The organism is Bordetella trematum, from assembly GCF_900078335.1.
In the GTDB taxonomy this organism is placed as follows: Bacteria; Pseudomonadota; Gammaproteobacteria; order Burkholderiales; family Burkholderiaceae_B; genus Bordetella; species Bordetella trematum.
Map to the genome: position 1 here is coordinate 72,193 of NZ_FKBR01000035.1, position 21,376 is coordinate 93,568.

11 protein-coding genes and 1 tRNA gene are annotated in these 21,376 nt (G+C 66.2%); 9 read left to right on the top strand and 3 right to left on the bottom strand.

Annotated elements, in window-relative coordinates:
* Nucleotides 1-39: 39 nt before the first annotated feature.
* Nucleotides 40-7,632, bottom strand: coding sequence for a type I polyketide synthase (locus A7V84_RS15115; RefSeq protein WP_063491515.1), 7,593 nt, complete (start codon nt 7,630-7,632; stop codon nt 40-42).
* A gap of 846 nt (nt 7,633-8,478) precedes the next feature.
* Entirely contained in the window at nt 8,479-9,282 is an 804-nt protein-coding gene (locus A7V84_RS15120; RefSeq protein ID WP_063491514.1) for a sulfite exporter TauE/SafE family protein, read from the bottom strand.
* An 86-nt stretch (nt 9,283-9,368) separates the two neighbouring features.
* On the opposite strand from A7V84_RS15120, the gene A7V84_RS15125 reads away from it, so the two are divergent.
* The 3 genes from A7V84_RS15125 (at nt 9,369) to soxR (ending at nt 11,343) form a co-directional block, all read left to right on the top strand.
* Nucleotides 9,369-10,172, top strand: a complete 804-nt coding sequence (locus A7V84_RS15125) for an AraC family transcriptional regulator (RefSeq protein WP_063491513.1) — start codon at nt 9,369-9,371, stop codon at nt 10,170-10,172.
* Nucleotides 10,173-10,215: 43 nt separating this feature from the next.
* Nucleotides 10,216-10,788 carry a FecR domain-containing protein gene (locus A7V84_RS15130; RefSeq protein ID WP_025517109.1) on the top strand — a complete coding sequence of 191 codons (573 nt, stop codon included), beginning with the start codon at nt 10,216-10,218 and terminating at the stop codon, nt 10,786-10,788.
* Between the two features lie 75 nt (nt 10,789-10,863).
* Nucleotides 10,864-11,343, top strand: coding sequence for a redox-sensitive transcriptional activator SoxR (gene soxR, locus A7V84_RS15135; RefSeq protein ID WP_025517107.1), 480 nt, complete (start codon nt 10,864-10,866; stop codon nt 11,341-11,343).
* Nucleotides 11,344-11,354: 11 nt separating this feature from the next.
* On the opposite strand, the gene A7V84_RS15140 is transcribed toward soxR, so the two are convergent.
* Nucleotides 11,355-11,816, bottom strand: coding sequence for a YkgJ family cysteine cluster protein (locus A7V84_RS15140; RefSeq protein WP_025517104.1), 462 nt, complete (start codon nt 11,814-11,816; stop codon nt 11,355-11,357).
* A 126-nt stretch (nt 11,817-11,942) separates the two neighbouring features.
* On the opposite strand from A7V84_RS15140, the gene A7V84_RS15145 reads away from it, so the two are divergent.
* From A7V84_RS15145 to A7V84_RS15170, 6 genes are all read left to right on the top strand, one after another.
* Complete coding sequence (locus tag A7V84_RS15145) at nt 11,943-12,545, top strand: DNA-3-methyladenine glycosylase I (RefSeq protein ID WP_033535333.1); 603 nt, start codon at nt 11,943-11,945, stop codon at nt 12,543-12,545.
* Nucleotides 12,546-12,645: 100 nt separating this feature from the next.
* Nucleotides 12,646-14,715: an AsmA family protein gene (locus A7V84_RS15150; RefSeq protein ID WP_025517100.1), complete on the top strand. Its 2,070-nt coding sequence runs from the start codon at nt 12,646-12,648 to the stop codon at nt 14,713-14,715.
* Nucleotides 14,716-14,911: 196 nt separating this feature from the next.
* Nucleotides 14,912-14,987, top strand: a tRNA-Lys gene (locus A7V84_RS15155).
* A 499-nt stretch (nt 14,988-15,486) separates the two neighbouring features.
* Nucleotides 15,487-16,674 carry an efflux RND transporter periplasmic adaptor subunit gene (locus tag A7V84_RS15160; RefSeq protein WP_025517098.1) on the top strand — a complete coding sequence of 396 codons (1,188 nt, stop codon included), beginning with the start codon at nt 15,487-15,489 and terminating at the stop codon, nt 16,672-16,674.
* Nucleotides 16,671-19,847: an efflux RND transporter permease subunit gene (locus A7V84_RS15165; RefSeq protein ID WP_063491512.1), complete on the top strand. Its 3,177-nt coding sequence runs from the start codon at nt 16,671-16,673 to the stop codon at nt 19,845-19,847. The genes A7V84_RS15160 and A7V84_RS15165 overlap by 4 nt, the downstream gene beginning before the upstream one ends.
* 20 nt (nt 19,848-19,867) lie before the next feature.
* Nucleotides 19,868-21,337 carry an efflux transporter outer membrane subunit gene (locus A7V84_RS15170; protein ID WP_063491511.1) on the top strand — a complete coding sequence of 490 codons (1,470 nt, stop codon included), beginning with the start codon at nt 19,868-19,870 and terminating at the stop codon, nt 21,335-21,337.
* Nucleotides 21,338-21,376 lie beyond the last annotated feature (39 nt).

The window sequence follows — 21,376 nt, forward strand, 5'->3', positions numbered from 1 at the left end:
ATGCGTGGGCCGCGGCTCGCCGAGCCGCGGCCCCTGGGGTTACGGGATCATGCGCTGCGCAGCGCCGCCTTCGCCGTTCTTGAGTTCTTCGACGAACTCGGTGATGGCGGTCGGCGAAACATCGGCCGCGTGGTCCGCCACCAGTTTCTCCACGGTGGCAGCCATCGGGTCTGCCCCTTCGGGAGTGTTTTCGCCACGCAGCAGCGGAATGAGGCGGCTGGCGAGTTTGTTGACCGTGGGGCTTTCCGACAGGGCCATGACCGGCAGGCGGATGCCGAAGCGGTTCTCCAGCGCCACGATCAGCTCGACGCCCATCAGCGAGTCCAGCCCCATATCGTAAATGGAGCGGTCGGCGTCGATCTTGTCGGCCGACACGCGCAGGATTTCGCCGATCTCGGTCTTCAGGATGTCGCCGAAGGCGGCATGCAGGGCGTCGTCGTCCAGCGTAGCCAGCAGATGGGCGATGTCGTTGCCGTGGTCTTCATCGCTGGCATGTTCGCCGCTGCGGCGTGCCAGGGCGCCAAACTTGGGGGCGCCCGCGCTGGGCAGGAAGCGGCTGAGCGCATTCCAGTCCAGTTCGAGCACGCCCAGGCCGCTGGCGTCGGCCAGCAGCATGCGTTCCAGCGCCTGAAGGGCGACGGCGGACTCTAGTGCTGCGCCGCCCATGCGGCTTTGCAGGGCGTCCTTGATTTTCTCGTTGCGGGCCAGGAAGCCGACATCGTCGATGGCCCCCCAGCGCACGCAGGTGGCGGGCAGGCCCAGTGCGCGCCGGTGTGCGGCCAGGGCTTCGAGCCAATGGTTCGCCGCGACGTAGTTGCTCTGGCCGGGATTGCCGAAAAGCGTGGTGGCCGACGAATAGTAGATGCAGAAATCCAGCGGCAGGTCCTGCGTGAGCGCGTGCAGATGGTAGGCGCCCAGCACCTTGGCAGCCATGGTGCGTTCGACCTGCGCGGCGCTGGTGCTGCGGGCCAGGCCGTCATCGATGACGACTGCGGCGTGGACGATGCCGCGCAGCGGCGGCATGCCGGCCGGCAGCTTCGCCAGCAACTGGGCCAGGGCCTGCCGGTCGGTGACGTCGCAGGCCGCGGCATGCACCTGCACGCCGGCGGCGGTCAGTGCGGTGATGGCTTCGCGGGCGCTGTCGGTGGACGGCCCGCTGCGGCTGATCAGCACGAGGTGGCGGGCGCCTTTCTCTGCCAGCCATTGCGCGGTGCGCAGGCCGAAACCACCCAGGCCGCCCGTCACCAGATAACTCGCGTCGGCAGGCAGTTGCAACTGCGGCGCAGCCTGAGGCTGGCGCTGCTGCACTTGCTGGATGCCGTCGCGATAGGTGATGACGATCTTGCCGATCTGGCGCGCCTGCTGCATGTAGCGGAACGCGTCGACCACTTCATTGGCATCGAAGACGGTATAGGGCAGCGGATGCAGCACGCCTTCGCTGAACAGCTCCATCATCTCGCCGAACAGGCGGCGTGTCAGGTCGGGGCGTTCGCACATCAGCTGGTCGGCATCGATGCCGAAGTAGCTGATGTTGTTGCGGAAGGGGCGCAGACCGATACGGGTGTTCTCGTAGAAGTCGCGTTTGCCCAGTTCCAGGAAGCGTCCGAAGGGGCGCAGCACTTGCAGGTTGCGGTTGATCGCCTCGCCTGCCAGCGAGTTGAGCACCACGTCCACGCCCTGGCCGTCGGTGTCGGCCAGAATGGCGTCGCCGTAGACCAAGGAGCGCGAGTCGTAGACATGCTGCACGCCCATCATGCGCAGGAAGTCACGCTTTTCTTCCGAGCCGGCGGTGGCGTAGATTTCGGCGCCACGCCATTGGGCGAACTGGATGGCGGCGATGCCGACGCCACCGGCGGCGCCATGGATCAGGATTTTTTCTCCTTCTTCAAGGCGCGCCAGGTGATGCAGGGCGTAGTAGACCGTGAAGAAGGTGCTGGGAATGGTGGCGGCGGCTTCGAAGGAGATGCCGTCGGGGATGGCCGAGATGGCGCTGGCGCGCGTCAATACGCGGTCGCCGAAGCTGGCCGGGCCGAATCCCACCACGCTGTCGCCAGGACGGTAGTCCTGCACGGCGCTGCCCACGCGGGTGACCACGCCGGAGAATTCCAGGCCCAGAGTGGGGCCGGCGAAACCATCTTCGATGGCTTCGTCGGACAGCAGACCCAGCGCGTACATCACGTCGCGGAAGTTCAGGCCCGTGGCATGGATGCGGACTTCGATCTGGTCGTCGGCCGGCTGTGGCGCGTCGTAGGCTTCCCAGCGCAGATTGCGCAGCTGGCCCGGGAAGTCAAAGCCCAGGCGATACGCCTGGCTTTCTTCATCCGGGCGCTGCGGCGCGGGACGCGGTACGACATACAGGCGCGGGGCCAGGCGTTCGCCGGCCGCATCGATGAGCACTTCGTCTTCGGCATCCGGGCGCAGCAGATCCAGTAGCAAGGCCCGGGTGGCGGCTTCGCTGTCGGCGAGGTCAACCAGGCGGATGCGGTAATTGGAAGCTTCGTTGGCGAGCGTGCGGCCATAGCCCCACAGCGCGGCGTCGGCCAGCAGTTGGCTGGCCGGATCGCCGCCGCCCATGGTGACGCCGGCGTTGCGGGTCAGCAGCCAGACGGTGGCGGGGGTATCGGTGCGTTCGCAGGCCTGGATGAGCGCGGCGGCCAGGGCGCAACGCTGCACTTGCTGCTGCAGGCGCTGGGCGTCGTCGTCGCCGTCTTGCCCCCAGCCGGCCAGCAGCACGATGTCGTGCACGGGGCCATGCTGGACGCGCATGTCGTTGATCAGCGCGTCCAGGTGCGCGGCCGGAGCGGCCGGCGCAATCTGGCATGACTGCCCGGCCTGTTGCAGACCGGCCTGCAGGGCCTGGGCCAATCGGGTGTCAGGGGCGTCAGCCGCTCCGGTGAGCAGCAGCAACTGACGCGGCTCACAGGCGGGGGCCGCCATGGCCTGGGCGGTGGAGCTGGCCAGCAGCAGATAGGCGCCGGACTGGCTGCCCGGGGCGAACTCCAGCAGGGGCTCGCAGTTCAGGCCCATGGGCTGCAGCAGGGCTTGCCAGTCGGTCTGCTGCGGCAGGGCGCTTAGGAGCTGTTCATGGTCCTGTTGCCACCAGGAGGCGCGCGCGCCGAAGATGAAATTCATCCAGGCAGACGGATGGGTGCCCCGGATCAGCAGCGTTCCGCCCGGCTTGAGGTGCGCCACCGCGTAGTCAAGGGCTTCGCGGCCTGCTTGCGGCGAGTCGAACTCGTGATGCAGGATGACCAGGTCGTAGCGCTTGGCCGGGCCTTCGGCGGGCTCGCCGATCAGCGCAGCGCTGGCATCGGGGAAGCGGTCCAGTTGTGCGTGGCGCGCATCTTCGACGGCCTGGCTGTCGAGCGAGGCATAACAGTAGTCGGCGATCCGCAGATCCAGCGTCGCGCAGCAGGCCGGCCCGAAGAGGGGCGCGCCCTGGCCGATCTCCAGCAGGCCCAGGCGTTGGCCGGGCTGACGCTGGGCCGCTGCCTGCTGCAGGGCCTGAGCCAGCGCGCTGGCCAGCGCCTGGCCGCGTTCGGCGCCCAGCACCAGGCGGCTGATGACGGTCGGGGTGACGGCCTTGGGTGCGACCTGCTCGATGTCGGCGCTGCCTTGCAGCAGCTCGGCCAGGTGCAGGCCGATGCGTCCTGCGGCAAAGATGGCCGGGAAGTAGTCCGGGTACTCGCGCAGCAGGCTGTTCCAGATGTCTTCCGCACTGGCGGCGTCATCGCTGTCTTCTTGCAGCAGGGTCCAGCCGGTGGGCGAGGCGGTGGCCAGGCCCGCGGCGAGTGCGCGGTTGATCGTCAGGTTGAATAGGGTGGCTGCTTCGGGATGCTGGCGCAGGCGGCGCTCGACCTGGGCGGCCGACAGGGCCTGACCGCTGCTGCTGACGGCGCGCAAGGCTTCCAGGGCCAGGCGGTCGCACAGGCTTTCAAGCAGGGGGTCGACTTCCTGGGTGTAGCGGTCGTCGTCGGTCGGGCCTTCGGCCCGGGCAACCTGCTGCAGCGTGCGCATCAGCCTTTCGGCGGGCAGCAGGTTGGCTCGCGGCGCGGCATCCGGATGCGGGCAGGGCGTCAGGATGGCGTCGACGAAGTCCAGGTGTTCGCTGCCGGTCTTGCGCAGGCGGATGCTGCGAAAGCGCGCTTCGCGCACGCAGGCGATGCGCTTGCCGGCGGCGTCGAAGAGGTCGAAGTCAGCCGTCAGCGAGTGCGGCGTGCGGCGGCGCAGGCGGGCGCGGGCATACTTGGGCTGCCCCTGCCCCGTATGCAGGCAGAGCCGGCCGATCTTGGCCGGCACGAAGGCGATGCCGCGGCCCATGGCCGGGTCGTCCTTGAGCAGCTGGATGATGAGCTGAAACGTGCAGTCCAGCAGGGCCGGATGCAGGTGTGTGCGCGGCAGTTCGTCGGTCAGGCTGTCATCCGGCTGCAGGACGGCCAGTACGCTGTCGGGGGCTTCGTTCCAGCCATGCGCCACGGCGCGAAAGGCCGGGCCATAGTCCAGGCCGACGCTGGTGGTCAGCCGCTGGTGTTCGGCAGCGTCGAAGTCCGGCGCGCGGGCCGGCAGCAGCAGGGCATCGCCGGTCGCCAGCAGCGCTCCATCGGCCTCCTGGCGGATGCGGCCGCCGGCGTGCAGCGTCCAGGGCGTTTCGCTGCCGAGTTCGCGGGCCTGTATCCACAGGCGGCCATCGCGTTTCTCGAGCTCGATGCGCAGACATTTGCTGGGAGAGGGAGCCAGCAGCAGCGGGGCACGGATCTCGAGTTCCTCGATGTCCGCGTACTCGCCGGGCTGCCATTGCGTGGCGGCGGCCAGGGCGATCTCGGCAAAACCGGTGCCGGGGAACACCACCGCGTCGCCGACCACGTGGTCGGCCAGCAGCGGATGCTGCTGCGTGTCGAGGGTGTTCTCCCACAGACCGTCCTGCTGGCCATGGGCGTATCCCAGCAGCGGGTGCACCCGCTGGCGCATCAGCAGGCCGGGAGACTGGGGGGTGATGGGATGCCAGTGACGCTCGCGCTGCCAGGGATAGCTGGGCAGCGCGGCATAGTCGCCCTGCCACGGGAACAGCGTTTCCCAGTTGACGTGCGCGCCGCTCAGGATGAGCTGGCCGGCGATGTCGTGGATTTTTTCCGGGTCGTCGCCGCCGCGCGATGCGGTGATCAGGACGCGACCTTCGCGGTCGGCCTGGCCCAGCGCGTCTTTCAGATAGGCCCGCAGGACCGGGTGCGGGCCGATTTCGACGAAGACATTGAAACCGTCATGGATGGCGGCGGCGCTGGCGTCCTCGAACTGTACCGGCAGGCGCACGTTGCGCCACCAGTAAGCGGCGTTCAGGGCGCGGCCATCTTGTTTGCCGCCGCTGACGGTGGAGTAGAACGGCAGGTCGGCGTCGCGCGGCTTGAGATCGGCCAGCGACTGCATGATGCCGCTCTCGATGCTGTCCATCGCCGGGCTGTGAAAGGCGTAATCCAGGTTCAGGCGGCGGTAGAAGACGCCGCGTTCTTCGAGGACGGCCTCCAGGGCATCCAGTTGAGCCGGGTCGCCGGCTACCGTGGCGCCCCGATGGCTGTTGGCGCCCGCCAGGGCCAGGCCGTGGCCCAGCTTCAATTCGGCGATGAGCGCTTCGGTTTCGGCCCCGCTGATGCCCACGGCAGTCATGCGGCCGCGGCCCTTGGTCAGGCCTTGCAGGCGGCTGCGGTGATAGATGACCTTGACGGCTTCCGGCAGGGACAGGGCGCCGCAGGCCCACACGGCGGCGATTTCGCCGACGCTGTGTCCCATGGTGGCCATCGGAACCACGCCGCGCTGGGCCAGCATGCGGGTGATGCCCACCTGTACGGCAAACAGCGTCGGCTGGGCGATTTCCGCGTAGTCGTAGCGATCCGTGGTGCTGGCCGCACTGAGTTCGGCGGCGGGCGAGAAGTCGGAGTAGTCGGCGAACAGGGCGTCGACTTCGTGGACGGCGGTTGCGAATACCGGGTCGGCCATCAGGCGCTGGCCCATGCCGGCCCATTGCGACCCATTGCCCGAGTAAACAAAGACCGGGCCGCGCGCCTGGGGCAGGCCCGTGCCGGTGGCGACGCGGTACTTGGGCGCGTCGCCCTCGGCCAGCGCCTGCAGATCGTCGGCGGCGCGCAAGGGATCGCTGGCGAACACCAGCGCGCGCTCGGCATGCCAGTCACGGCGTCGGGCCGATTGATAGGCGATGTCGTACAGGCTGCGGTCGGTTTGGGCGCGCAGGCGCTGAGCCAGCGAGGCTGCCGCCGCACGCAGGGCGGCCTGGGACTTGCCAGTCACCACCAGCGGCACCGGCGCGTTCTTCACCAGCTTGGTGGTGGAGGTTTCGGCGGCCGGCGGCGCGCTTTCCAGAATGATGTGGGCATTGGCGCCGCCAAAGCCGAAGGAGTTCACGCCGATGGTGAGCTTGCCCTGCGGCTTGAGCGCCAGGTTCTGGGTGACGACCTCGATGTTCCAGTCCTGGAGCGCGATATTGGGGTTGATCTTGCGGATGCCGATGGTGGCCGGCACCATGCGGTGGCGCAGCGCATAAATGGCCTTGACCATGCCGGCTACGCCGGAGGCCGGTTCCAGGTGACCCATATTGCTCTTGATCGAGCCGATCGGCAGCGGGCGCGTATTGGCGCGCCGTTTACCCAGTGCGGCGCCGATGGCGCGCGTCTCGATGGGGTCGCCCACCGGGGTGCCGGTGCCGTGCGCTTCCAGGTAGTCCAGGTCAGCCGGCGAGATACCCGCCTGGGCATAGACGCCGCGCATCAATTCGGCCTGGGCTTCGGCGCTGGGCACCGTCAGGCCGGACTTGCGGCCATCGGTATTGACGGCCGATCCGGCCACCACGGCCAGGATGCGGTCGCCGTCGGCGAGCGCGAGATCAAGGTCCTTCAGCAGGAAGATCCCGCCGCCCTCGGAGCGGACATAGCCGTCGCCTGCCTCGTCGAAGACATTGCACATGCCCTGGCGCGAGAGCATCGACGCCTTGGAGAAGGTGATGAAGCCATAGGGATGCAGGTGCAGGCTGATGCCGCCGGTCAGGGCATGGCTGCATTCTCCGCCCTGGATGGCGCGGCAGGCCTGATGGAATGCCACCAGCGAGGACGAGCAGGCCGTGTCCATGGCGATGCTGGGCCCGCGCAGGTCGAAGAAGTACGATAGGCGGTTGGCCGCGATGCTGGAGGTGTTGCCGGTGGCGGTCGAGGAGTCGATCGCCGAGAGGTCTTCGGCGATCCGATAGGCGTAGTCGGCGCTGGAAATGCCGATGTAGACGCCACAGTTGCTGCCGCGCAGGGAAGAGGGCTTGACGCCGGCGTCTTCCATGGCTTCCCAGCTCATTTCCAGCAGCAGCCGCTGCTGGGGGTCCATCAGCTCGGCTTCGCGCGGCGAGATGCCGAAGAAGTCGGCGTCAAAGCCGGAGATGTCACCCAGGGTGCCGGCGGCTTGGGTGTAGGCAGTGCCGGGCTGGTCCTTGGCCGGATGCAGATAGGCATCGGCAGACCAGCGCCCGCTATCGACCTGGGTGATCAGGTTCTTGCCGTCCAGCAGGTCGGGCCAATATTGTTCGGTGCTGGTGCCCGGAAAACGGAACGCCAAGCCAATGATTGCTACACGCTTTGCCATGTACTGTCCTTGCTACTCCGAGACGGCGCGACGGCCACGTCAGGAATCTGGCTGCCACAAGGGCGACTACTTATAGGGGAAACGCATTCGCGGCGAGCCGCGGGCCGCCTGCCGAAAACGTCGGCGGATAGGCGGCAGCCAGGCGCGGCGGGGCGGCTGACTGTTCTGCCTGTGATGGCGGCAGCGCGGTCTCGCATCCGTGCCACAGACGCCAGACCCGCAACTGGTGATTGCCCGGCTGGCACCGGACGCCAGAAGTGGTAGGTTGGATCATGTTGTTCAGGCGGAAGCGCTGAGCTTCCTGATTGCGGCTGAATTCGAGCCTGCTTTCTGCCAAGTTTCAAGGCAGGTGTCGCTTGTCGCGGGCAGTTTAACGCATCGTGATAATTCGATTGTTCCCCTTTATTGGGGAGCCCCAGGCAATGGGCACAGATGCCCCCCACTCCCTGGTGGTGCGGTGTGGGCTTGCTGTAAGTCGGTTGTGCGCGTAGCAGAAGCACTTCGCGGGCCGAAACCTGTTCAGGCAGGTGCCGCGAGTCACTAGCGGTCGTCTGTTTCTTTATTATCACTTTCTCCCTTCCCAGCGCCGCAAGCGTAGCTGGCCTAGCGCATTGCGGGAGATACGGCCAGTGAAAAAGTGGGGCTATATGTTTCCTGGAAGGGTGGGGGCGCCTTGTTACAGTGCTGCGAATCATTGCTGCATTGCAGCGTCGCAGGGAAGTGGAAGCTTCTGGCTCCTATTGTGTTAGCGCCTGGCCGCCGTCTCAAGTTTGGCTGTGACGTTACAACCGCGGCGTTCACCTAACGGTAATGTTACGCGTCGAAGCAAATTCGAGAGATGTTGTCTCAACGCAACGCCATGGCCAGGAACACCAGCACCAGCAGCAGGACATAGATGCGGGCATGCAGCCGATCGGGGATCCGCCCGGCAAGCGGTGCCGCCAGCCGGATGCCCAGGTAGGCGGCCGCGGTCAGCACGGCAAAGGCGCGCAGGTCGACGTAGCCCGCATGCCAGGGACCAATGGGGGTGGCCTGGTTCCAGGCGAGCGCGACATAGGAGAGCGTGCCGACCACGGCAACCGGCAGGCTCAGCGGGTTGGCCATGGCACTGGCCGACGCCATGTCCAGGCCCCGGCGGCGCATCAACGGGACGGTCATGACGCTGCCGCCCACGCCAAGAAAGGTGGCGATGGCGCCAATGCCCAGCCCTGCCGACGCCGTCGCGCCTCGTCCCAGGGGGCGGGGGGCGGCACCGTGCAGGAATCCTTTGCGCAGCAGGCAGTCGGCGATGGTGATCGCCAGGTAGATCAGAAAGGCCCAGCGCAGGAGCTCGCCGCTGGCCAGGGTGGCCAGCCCGGCCCCCAGGAAGGCGCCCAGGCCGATGTAAGCGGCCAGGGGCCAGAGCCAGTTCCATTGCAGTTGCGCCAGGCGGCGGCGGGTGGCCATGCCGGCCGAGACCATCATCACGCAGGTGGAGGTGGCAATGGCGATATGCATGGCAGCCGCGCCGGCGGCGCTGTCGGCGCCATGGGTGGCCAGCAGGCCCTGGTACAGCAACGGCACGATCACGAAGCCGCCGCCAAAGCCGAACAGCAGCGTGGTGAAGCCGGCCAGCGTGCCGAATGCGGCCAGAATGAGATACAGGGACATGCAAACCTCCGTGACGAGTCCCTACCTTACGGCCGCAAGGTTTGGCGTACATTCGAATTCTTGCCATTATGGTTTGAGTCTCGGACATGAAGAATCAATCCTTGGATGCCGTTGACCATCTCGATCGCGCCGTGCTGGCCATCGGCACGGACTACGCCGATGGCCAGTTGCTGTCCTGGCATCACCATCGCCGGGCACAGCTGCTGTACGGGGCGACCGGGGTGATGCAGGTGTCAGCGGGCGCCGGGGCCTGGGTGGTGCCCAGCGGGCAGGCGGTCTGGATCCCTGCGGGGATGGCGCATCAGGTGCGCATGCTGGGGGTGAGCACGCGCAGTCTCTATATAGAGCCGGCCAGCGCGCCGCGTCCGGCAGCCCAATGCGAGGTGCTGGCCGTCTCGGCGCTGTTGCGCGAACTGTTGCTGCAGGCAGTGGAGATGCCGCCGGAGTACGACGAGCAGGGCCGCGATGGCGCTCTGGTGACGCTGTTGCTGCACGAGGTGGCGCGCGCGCCCAGCCTGCCGCTGCATATTCCGCTGCCCCGTGACGACGCCGCCTTGCTGGCCCTGTGCGAGCGCTTTCTGGCCGCGCCGCGAATCGACGCACGGCCGCAGGCCTGGGCGCGCGGCCTGCATGTCAGCGAGCGCACGCTGCAGCGGCGTTTCCGCCAGGCCATCGGCCTGTCTTTCGCGCAATGGCGGCAGCGCGCCTGCCTGGCCCAGGCTTTGGCTGCGCTGGCACAGGGGGTGCCTGTGACCACCGTGGCGCTGGATCTGGGCTACGACAGCCCGGGGGCGTTTTCCACCATGGTGCGGCGCGTGCTTGGTCGCCCGCCCTCGGCGTTGGCGGCGCGGCAACCGGTCGCGGGGCATAATGCGCCGGCCTGCCTATAATTTGCGCAGCATTGCCTGTCTTCGTTTCTTTCCGTCGAGCCTCATGTCAGATACCCGAATCGCCGCCAAACCATTCTGGCGCAAGCATTTCCTGGCCATCCTGCTGGTGGGAGGGGTGCTTTGCCTGGGCCTGGCATTCACCGCCAGCTGGGTGTTGCGTGAAAGCAGTCCGGAATACTCCGCGCGCCTGGCAACCGGCGCGCAACAGGAGCGCAGCCTGACCCTGCCGGATGGCACCGAGATCGTGGCCGACGGTGACACCGATCTGACGGTAGGGCTGTTTCCCCGCCGGCGTGACGTGAACCTGATCAAGGGGCAGGCCTATTTCAAAGTGGTCTACAAGTACCGCGTCAATACCAACGTGCGCATGGGCATGAACGAGGTCAATGTGCTGGCTTCGCGCCTGGCCACGCCCGACGTCATTTTCGACGTGGACAAGCGCGACGGGGTTCTGGTGGTGCGTGTGGCGCAGGGCGAGCTGCGAGTGCGTACACAGTCGGCCGGCCCGCGTGAGTTCGTCGAGTTGCGCGCCGGCCAGGCCGTCAGGGTCGACATCAAGAAGATGCAACACGAAATCACCCAGATCGACCCGTCTACGGTGGGCGACTGGCGTTGAGGCCGCGGGGGCGGTTTGACGCCATGGCGCCGCCGCCGCTAGCATCAGACCTGAAGTTAACTTCAGGAGCGGGCCGTGGCCGCCGAGGAAAAATTTCCCGAGTATCTGTCGGTCGGCGAACTGGCGGCCCGCACCGGCGTGGCCGTATCGGCGCTGCATTTCTACGAGGCCAAGGGCCTGATCCAGAGCGTGCGCACCAGCGGCAATCAGCGCCGTTACGCACGCGCCATGCTACGCCGCGTGGCGGTGATCAAGGCGGCCCAGCGCACGGGGGTGCCCCTGGCCGAGATCGCGGGCGCGTTTGCCTCGTTGCCGGCTTCGCGCGCGCCTACCGCTCAGGACTGGCGCCGGCTGTCGCAGCGCTGGCGTGATGATCTCACCGAGCGTATCCGCCTGCTGACCCAATTGCGTGACCAGTTGCAGACCTGCATCGGCTGCGGCTGCCTGTCGCTCAAAGATTGCCCCTTGCGCAACCCTGGCGATGTGTTGGCCGAAGAAGGGCCGGGCGCCCATTTCCGCCCTCTCAACAAGCGCGAACTGTCGCGCTGTGGCTGAGGGCGGTCGTCTCAGGCGGCGTGGGGCTGGTCGGAGGGCGTGCCGGGGCCTTGGGGATCGTTTTCGGCTTCCGGGCGGCGTGGCAGGGCCGGCAGGCCCAGTTGCATCCGCAGGCGCTGGCAATCGGGATTGGGGCTGCCGTCGGGTTGCCAGATATCGAATTCGCGGCAAGGCGTCGGGCGCAGCGCGTAGATGGCGCAATGGATGCCGGGCTGGCCAAGTTCGCCGCGCAGCGCCACGCAGCGCTGGCCTCCTTGCTCGGTCCCTTTCATGCAGACCCGATAGGCATTGACCGGAGTGACCAGCGCTTCGGGTACGGTGCCGCCGTTGGCCCCGTCGACTTCACCGAAATAGAAGGAAACCCGGAAGTGGGCGCAGCAGGCGCCGCAGTTCAGACAGGGGTTGGAGTCAGGCTGGCCGGTCAGGTCGGCCAGCGAAATCAGGGAGACGGGGTCGGGCGTGAGTCGCGTCATGGCGAGGTCCGTGGAGGCCCGGCCGAGCGGTAAGTGTCCGGCCGGGCGGCAATATTAGCAGGCAGGATTGCCGCCGTCGCGGCCCTCCGGGAGAATGGGCCTGTTTTTTTTCAGGCGAGCCATGACATGCCTTTGCGTGAGGATTTCCCCGATGGTCAGCCGCGCTGCGGCTGGCTGGATAGCTCCGACAGCTATCGCGAGTACCACGATCTTGAATGGGGTCATCCCAGCGTCGATGAACGGCATTTGTTTGAGCAGCTTTGCCTGGAAGGGATGCAGGCAGGGCTGAGCTGGCGCACCATCCTCAACAAGCGCGAGGGGTACCGCCAGGCGTTCGCGGGCTTCGATATCGAGGCGTTGGCAGCCTTCGGCCCCGACGATGTCGAGCGTCTGCTGCGCGATCCGGGCATCGTCAGGCATCGCGGCAAGATCGAAGCCATCATCCACAATGCCGCCTGCGCCCGGCGTTTGCGCGCCGAACAGGGCTCGCTGGCGGCTTTTTTCTGGCGCCATGCCGCCGCGCCCGCGGCAATGGGCGACGGTCGACCCACGCCCGAGGCGGTCGCCTTGTCCAAGGCGCTCAAGAAGCTGGGGTGGAAATTTGTCGGCCCCACCACCGTGCATGCCTTCATGCAGGCAACAGGCATGATCAATGATCATCATCCGGGCTGCTGCCGTCGCACCGCGTGCAGCCAGGCCAGGCGGGCCCTGAGGCTGCCCGGACGCTGAGGCCGGCGGGGCTTTCTCGCCTGTTGCGACTACGTTACCCTGATCTCTGGCAGGTCGGCTGCAGCGGGCGGCCGGCGCCATGTCTCTTCCCGGATTGCCCATGACGACCCGACGCAAGATTCTGGTTTCCCTGATCGTTCTGGTGCTGGCGCTGCCGATTGTCGCGGCAGTGGTGGTGGCCAACCTGGACTGGAATCGTTTCAGGCCCACCATCAACCAGAAGGTGTCCGCCGCCTTGGGCCGGCCGTTCGCCATCGAAGGCGATTTGAGCGTACGTTGGGCGCGCCAGCCCGACGAAAGCGGCTGGCGCGCCTGGCTGCCCTGGCCGCGCGTCAATGCCGGGGATATCCGCATCGCCAATGCCGAGTGGGCCAAGGGGGCGGACCTGGCGCGGCTGGCCCAGGTCAGTTTCACGTTGTCGCCCTTGCCGCTGCTGGCCAGGCGCGTCGTCATCCGGGAGATCCAGCTGACCCGGCCCAGCGTCAACCTGGAGCGCGAGGCCGATGGGCGGGCAAACTGGGATTTTCGCCTGCCTGACGGGGGCGAGCCGTCGGCCTGGCGGGTGGACGTCAACGCGATCGGCTTTGACCAGGGCCGCATCGATTATCGCGATGCCCATCTGAAGGCCGAGCTGGAGGTGCTGGTCGATGCGCTGGGCAAGCCAGTGCCGTTTGCCGAGATCGTCGGCCGCGAAGAGGCCGGGCAGGCAGAGGTGGCGACACCCGACTACATCTTCCGCTGGCAGGCCAAGGGGCGTTATGAAACCTTGCCCGTCAAGGGCGAGGGCAAGATGGGCGGCATGCTGGCGTTGCGTGACGGCGCACGTCCTTTTCCGGTCCAGGCGGAGGTTCGCGTGGGCAGTACCGAGGCCAGGATCGCCGGCACCCTGACCGACCCGCTGCAATTGGGAGCTCTGGACCTGCGGCTGAGCCTGTCGGGCGCCTCGATGGCGAACCTCTATGACCTGACCGGCGTTACCTTGCCGGACACGCCGCCCTACGCGACCGACGGCCATCTGCAGGCCCGGCTGCATGGCGAGGGAGGGCCCGAGTTCCATTACCGTGATTTCAATGGCAAGGTCGGCGCGAGTGACCTGCATGGAGATCTGCATTTCCAGTTGCAGGCGCCCCGCCCGCGCCTGAGCGGCCAGGTGTCGTCGCGGCAGTTGCGCATGGCCGACCTGGGCCCGCTGATCGGCGTGCAGTCGGGGGCCGGCACCACCGCCAAGACGCTGCAGGCCGAAGGCGAGAAGGAGGCGGTCCAGCCGGGCGACAAGGTGTTGCCCGTCCAGGAGTTTCGCACCGAGCGCTGGCGCGACATGGACGCCGAGGTCCGCCTGGCTGCCGAGCGCATCGTGCACGGAGAGCGCCTGCCGTTGTCCAGGCTGGATGTGGGCGTGCGGCTGCAGGACGGCCATCTGACGCTGGATCCGCTGCGCTTTGACATGGCGGGCGGGCGCCTGGATGGCGCGATCAAACTGAACGGCGACAAGGCCCCCATGGATGGCGAAGTGCGCATGAGCGCGCGTCAGCTGCAGCTCAAGCAGTTGTTCCCCGGCGTCGAGGCCATGGAGCGCGCCCTGGGCGAACTCAACGGCGACGTCACCCTGGCGGGCAGCGGCAATTCGGTGGCCGCGCTGCTGGGCAGCGCCAGTGGCGATCTGCGCATGGTCATGAACGATGGCGTCATCAGCCGCGCGCTGATGGAACTGGCCGGCCTCAATGTGGGCAATTACATCGTCAGCAAGCTGTTCGACGACGATGAGGTCAAGATTAATTGCGGGGTGGCCGATCTGGGCATGAAGTCCGGCCTGATGACCGCCCGTCTGTTCGTCTTCGACACCGAGAACGCGGTGGTCAGCATCGATGGCACGGTGAACTTCCGCACCGAGCGGCTCGACCTGAACATCTCCCCGGAGAGCAAGGGCTTCCGGATCTTCTCGCTGCGCTCGCCGCTGTACGTGCAGGGCAGCTTCAAGCATCCCGATGTCGGCGTGCATGCGTTGCCATTGGCGGCCCGTGGCCTGGGCGCGGTGGCCCTGGGCGTGCTGCTCACGCCTGCGGCGAGCCTGCTGGCGCTGGTGGCTCCCAGCTCTCCCCAGGAAGCCCAGTGCAGCCAGTTGTTCCAGCGCCTCAAAGAGCCGGTTCCGGCCGACGCCGAAAAAAAATGAAGAAAAACCAAAAAAATTTGCCCTGAATTGGACAAAGTGAAAATTCTATGTATAATTCGGCCTCTCGCAATTGCAGCGGTTCTGCAGCGAAATAAGGCAAGCGCCTGACACGCCAGGCAGCTCCGGATCCCAGGGTCCAAGCTAATTGGTTTATCGGTTGCCTGCACATTTCCTCGGTGATAACACTGCATGCGTCGGGCTGTTAGCTCAGTTGGTAGAGCAGCGGACTCTTAATCCGTAGGTCGAGTGTTCGAGCCACTCACAGCCCACCAGAATTTAAAAAGCCGTTGGCGTTTTCGCCAGCGGCTTTTTTGTTTTTTGCGCCCGCGCGGCGGCGGTTGGCGCAGTCCGTCTGGACTCGGAGCCGCGCGGCTTGCCAGGATGTAGGCCGCAGGGCTCGTCTTTCGTCAACGCGTGGTGCGAGTGCGGCAGCCGTTGCCATTGTGTCTTCGCGCAGATCCGATTTTCCGTGGCGTGAGCGGCCGCAATGGCTCGCCGTGCGAGCAGGCCTTGCCTGCAATATGACGTTGACCATGGTCAGGCCTGCGGCAGCGGGCGGCGCTTGTGCGCGCCTGGCGGATGCCCGCTGCATGACGCGGTCAATGGGGCCGCGCGACCAGCGGTATTCCTTCCCACGCCAGAAGGTCAAGGGCCTGCAGAACCTGCAGGCGCAGGCTTGACCTTCCTGCCGTAGTAATGCCTAGCCTTGCCAAATTCCTGCAGAGCGCTTCGGACGGGCCGAAGCCCTGCTGTACCGAAGAGGCAATGTCGATGCGTCGAAAATTCAGAATTGCAGTCGTGGCGGGAGCCATCGCGGCCGCCGCCGCCCTGGCGTGGGCGGCCGGCGAGTCGTCCGGGGATGAAAGCGCGTCGCCGTCTTCCGCGCCCGCAACGATGGCGCCGCAGCTGCCGGTGGCCGAGGTGGTCCAGCGCATCATCGCCCCGTCTGCCGATTTCACCGGGTACCTGGCGGCCCCGGAGAGGGTTGAACTGAGGTCTCGCGTCAGCGGGGCTGTGGACGCTGTCAGCGTGCCCGAGGGCAGCCTGGTGCACAAAGGGGAGCTGCTTTTCCAGATCGATCCGCGGCCTTTCCAGGTGGCGCTCGACGCGGCTACGGCGCAGCTGCGTCAGGCCGAGGCGTTGGCCAGCCAGGCCCAAGCCGACTTCGAGCGTGCTCAACGGCTGGTTGCCACGGGGGCCGTGTCGCGCAAGACCTATGACGATGCCGTCTCCACGCGCAAGGCCCGTCAGGCAGAAATTCTTGTGGCCAGGGCGGCGGTCGCGGCGGCGCGGCTTGATCTGTCGTACGCGCGTATCACGGCACCGATTTCCGGGCGTGTCGACCGGGTCATGGTGACCCCGGGCAATCTGGTCAACGGCGCTGCGGCGGGCGCAGGCAATCTGCTGACCACGATTGTGTCGATCGACCCGGTGCATGTGTACTTCGACATAGATGAGGCGACCTACCTCAATGCCGTGAGACTGGCCCGGCCCGACGCTCGTGGCGCTCAGCCCTCGTTGCCGGTGGCCGTGGCGCTGATGACGGATCAGGGCTTTCCTCATCGGGGCAGGCTTGATTTCGTGGGCAACCAGATCGACCGTGCCACCGGCACGATCCGCGCTCGCGCCGTCGTGCCAAATCCCGACGGGCTGCTGGCCCCGGGCTTGTTTGCACGCGCCAGGCTGACCACCGGCGCAGCGCGCGCGGCCATTCTGGTCGATGACCAGGCCGTCGGCACAGACCAGGGAAAGAACTATGTGCTGGTTGTCGGGCCGGATAATCAGGCCGAGTACCGAGCGGTGGAGCTGGGCCAGATGGTGGATGGATTGCGCCTCATCAGTAGCGGCTTGCAGGCCGGAGAGAAGATCATCATCAAAGGGCTTGTGCGCCCCGGCATGACGATTACGCCTCGCCTGGTGCCCATGCAGCAGGCGGCCGCCCTGGAGGCGCGGCCATGAAGTTTCCTCATTTCTTCATCGCCCGGCCGATCTTCGCCATCGTTTTGTCGCTGTTGATGCTGCTGGCGGGGGGGATCGCGTTCTGGCAGCTGCCACTGAGCGAATACCCTGCCGTCACGCCACCGACGGTGCAGGTGACGGCCAGTTATCCCGGCGCTAATCCGGAGGTGATCGCCGATACCGTGGCCGCGCCACTGGAACAGGTCATCAATGGTGTCGAGGGCATGTTGTACATGAGTTCGCAGATGGCGGTCGACGGCAAAATGGTGCTGACCATCGCGTTCAAACAGGGCACAGACCCTGACATGGCGCAGATCCAGGTTCAGAACCGGGTCTCCCGCACCGTGCCGCGCCTGCCGCCGGAGGTGCAGCGCATCGGGGTCGTCACGGAGAAGACCTCGCCAGACGTATTGATGGTGGTGCACCTCGTGTCGCCGCAGAAGCGTTACGACCCGCTTTACCTGTCGAACTTCGCGATTCGACAGGTGCGCGACGAGCTCGCACGCCTGCCAGGGGTGGGCGATGTTCTGGTCTGGGGCGCGGGGGAATACTCCATGCGCGTCTGGCTGGATCCCGCCGGTGTCGCCGCGCGCGGCCTGACTGCCAGTGACGTGGTCGCCGCCTTGCGGGAGCAGAACGTGCAGGTGGCTGCCGGGGCCGTGGGTCAGCAGCCGGAGGCTTCGGCGGCCTATCAGGTGACGGTCAATACTCTGGGGCGCTTGAGCAGCGCTGAACAGTTCGGCGACATCGTGGTGAAGGCAGGTATCGATGGGCAGCTCACCCGGCTGCGCGACGTCGCCCGTGTGTCGTTGGGGGCGGATGGCTATACCTTGCGCAGCCTGATCAATGGCGAGTCGGCGCCCGCTCTTCAGATCATCCAGAGCCCGGGCGCCAACGCCATCGATGTGTCCAATGCGGTGCGAGCCAGGATGCAGGAGCTGCAGCAAGGCTTTCCCCAGGACGTGGAGTACCGGATCGCCTATGACCCCACCGTCTTCGTGCGTGCTTCGCTGCAATCGGTGGCGGTCACGTTGCTGGAGGCCATCTTCCTGGTGGTCCTGGTGGTGGTGCTGTTTCTGCAGACCTGGCGCGCGTCCATCATTCCCCTGGTGGCAGTGCCGGTATCGCTGGTGGGAACCTTCGCGCTGATGCACATGTTTGGTTTTTCGCTCAATACGTTGTCACTGTTTGGCCTGGTGCTGTCGATCGGCATCGTGGTGGACGACGCCATCGTGGTGGTCGAGAACGTCGAGCGGCATATGGCGCTGGGGGAATCACCCAGGCAGGCCGCCATCAAGGCCATGGATGAGGTGACCGGGCCGATTATCGCGATCACCTCGGTGCTGGCAGCGGTTTTCATTCCCTCTGCCTTTCTGTCCGGACTGCAGGGCGAGTTCTATCGCCAGTTTGCACTGACCATCGCCATTTCAACCATACTCTCAGCCATTAATTCGCTCACCCTGTCACCCGCACTTGCCGCCATCCTGCTCAAGCCGCATCAGGACACGGCCAATGCCGATTGGCTGACGCGCGTCATGGGCAAGACCTTGGGCGGTTTCTTCCGGCGCTTCAATATTTTCTTCGACAGCGCCTCGAATGCCTACGTCGGCACGGTGCGTCGGGCGGTGCGCGGCAGCGCCATCATACTGCTGCTGTACGTGGGTTTCGTCGGCCTGACCTGGCTGGGCTTTCACCAGGTGCCGAACGGTTTCGTGCCAGCCCAGGATAAGTACTTCCTGGTGGGCATCGCCCAGTTGCCCAGCGGCGCCTCGCTCGATCGCACGGAGGCGGTCGTAAAAGAGATGTCCGAGATCGCCCTGGCCGAGCCGGGCGTCGAAAGCGTGGTTGCCTTTCCCGGGCTGTCGGTCAATGGCCCGGTGAACGTACCAAACTCGGCGCTGATGTTCGCCATGCTCAAACCCTTCGATGAGCGTCAGGATGCTTCGCTTTCCGCCAATGCCATCGCCGGGAAACTGATGGGCAAATTCAGTCAGATTCCGGATGGATTCGTTGGCATTTTCCCGCCGCCTCCGGTGCCGGGTCTGGGCGCCATGGGGGGCTTCAAGCTGCAGATCGAGGACCGCGCCGGATTGGGTTTCGAGGCGCTGGCGCAGGCGCAAGGCCAGATCATGGCCAGCGCCGCGCAGGCTCCCGAGCTGGCGAACATGCTGGCCAGTTTCCAGACCAATGCCCCGCAGGTGCAGGTGGACATCGATCGCGTGAAGGCGAAGTCCCTGGGGGTGTCTCTGACGGATGTGTTCGAGACGCTGCAAATCAATCTGGGGTCGCTCTACGTCAATGACTTCAATCGCTTCGGGCGCACCTACCGTGTCATGGCGCAGGCCGACGCGCCGTTTCGCATGCATGCCGACGATATCGGGATGCTCAAGGTGCGCAGCGGCAGCGGCGACATGATTCCCCTAAGTGCGTTTGTGACGCTCGAGCGCGGCTCAGGCCCGGACAGGGTGATGCATTACAACGGCTTCCCAGCGGCGGACATCAGCGGCGGTCCCGCGCCGGGATTCTCCTCGGGGCAGGCGACCGACGCGATAGAACGCATCGTGCGTGAGACGCTGCCGGAAGGCATGGCCTATGAATGGACCGATCTCGTCTATCAGGAGAAACAGGCCGGCAATTCGGCGCTCTATATCTTCCCCCTGGCGGTGCTGCTGGCTTTCCTCATTCTTGCCGCTCAGTACAACAGTTGGTCGTTGCCGTTTGCGGTGCTGCTCATCGCGCCGATGGCCTTGCTTTCGGCGATAGGCGGGGTCTGGCTCTCCGGGGGAGACAACAACATCTTTACGCAGATCGGCTTTGTGGTGCTGGTGGGTCTGGCGGCCAAGAACGCCATTCTGATTGTGGAGTTTGCTCGTACCAAGGAAGCGGAAGGCGCCGATCCGCTGGCCGCCGTCCTGGAGGCGGCGCGGCTGCGCCTGCGTCCCATCCTGATGACGTCGTTCGCTTTCGTCGCGGGCGTGGTGCCGTTGGTGCTTGCCACGGGCGCCGGGGCGGAGATGCGCCACGCCATGGGTATCGCCGTTTTTGCGGGGATGGTGGGCGTGACCCTGTTCGGCCTGTTGCTCACGCCCGTGTTCTACGCCGTGGTGCGCAGGCAGGCCATGCGCCGGCACGCGCGCCGTCATACCGGTCGTTCGGAAAGCCAGCACGCATGAAGGCCAAGAGGAGTCTCCACATGAAACACCTTCGCCCCCGTTTCTGCCGCGGTTTGCCCTTCGCGTTGCTGACGCTTGCGCTTGCGGGTTGCTCCCTGGCACCGGAGTACGAGCGCCCTGACCCGCCTGTCGCTGCGAGCTACGCCCTGGAGGCCGGGGATATGCAGCCAAAGCCGCAAGAGAGGGCCGCGGCCGATATCGGATGGCGTGATTTCTTCCGTGATCCGCTATTGCAGCAATTGATAGAAATCGCGTTGCACAACAATCGGGATCTGCGCAAGGCCGCGCTCAATGTCGAAGCGGCCGGGGCGCTTTACCGGATTCAGCGTGCCGCGGTGTTGCCGAACCTGAGCGTCTCTGCCAGTGGCGCCTCGGAGCGCACGCCGCAGGATCTCGCCACCTCGCCAGGGGATCGGATCACGAGGCGCCATGACCTGGCTGGCGTGACGACAGCGTGGGAGCTGGATCTATGGGGGCGTCTCCGCAGCCTCAACGACCAGGCCCTGGCTGCGTACCTGGCGCTGGAGGAGAACCGCATCGCCGCCCAATTGAGCCTGGTCGCCGAGGTCGCCAATGCCTACCTCACGCTGCGGGCGGATCGGGAGCTGTTATCGCTGACGCAAGCAACCCTTGCCACGCAGAAGCGTTCGTACGCGCTGACGGCCGAGCTGGCCGAGGCCGGAAACGCGACTCAGCTTGACCTGCGTCTTGCGGAGATCGCATTGCTCAATGCGCAGGCCAAGCTGTCTGTCTACACGCGGCAAGTGTCCAGAGATCGCAACGCGCTGGTGCTGTTGCTGGGGCAGCCGCCGGACCCCGCTTTGTCCAGCCGCCTGGATGCCGCGACGACCTTGCCGCAGGATATCCTTGCATCCGACCTGCCGGTCGGGTTGCCCTCCGGGCTGCTGGTCCGCCGGCCTGACATTCGCGCGGCCGAGCAAATGCTGCGCGGCGCAAATGCAAACATCGGCGCGGCGCGGGCAGCCTTCCTGCCTGCGATCAGCCTGACGGGCTCGGCTGGGACCGCCAGCGCCTCCCTGGACGGCTTGTTCGATTCCGGGTCCGGGGCCTGGGCGTTCCTGCCGCAGATCACGTTGCCCCTCTTTCGCGCAGGGGCGCTGCGGGCCAATCTGGACGCCGCGCATGTGAAGAAGCGCCTGGAGATCGCCAACTATGAGCAGAGCATTCAGATCGCATTTCGAGAGGTGGCCGATGCCTTGGCGGGCAAGCGCATGCTCGACGATCAGATCCGCTTTGAACAGTTGGCCGTGCTCGCCAGCCGCAAGGCACATGAGCTGGCGGCGTCGCGCTTTCGCGAGGGTGTGGGCGACTATCTTTCCGTGCTCGATGCCTATCGCTCGCTCTACGGGGCGCAGCAGAGCCTGATACGCACACGCCTGGCGCGATCGAACAACCTGATCGACCTCTACAAGGCGCTGGGAGGAGGGTGGTCCGAGCACACGGTGCCGGCCCCTGCCGGGGAGGGGTAGACGCATGGCGCCTTCACGGGGCTGTCGCCAGAACGCGGC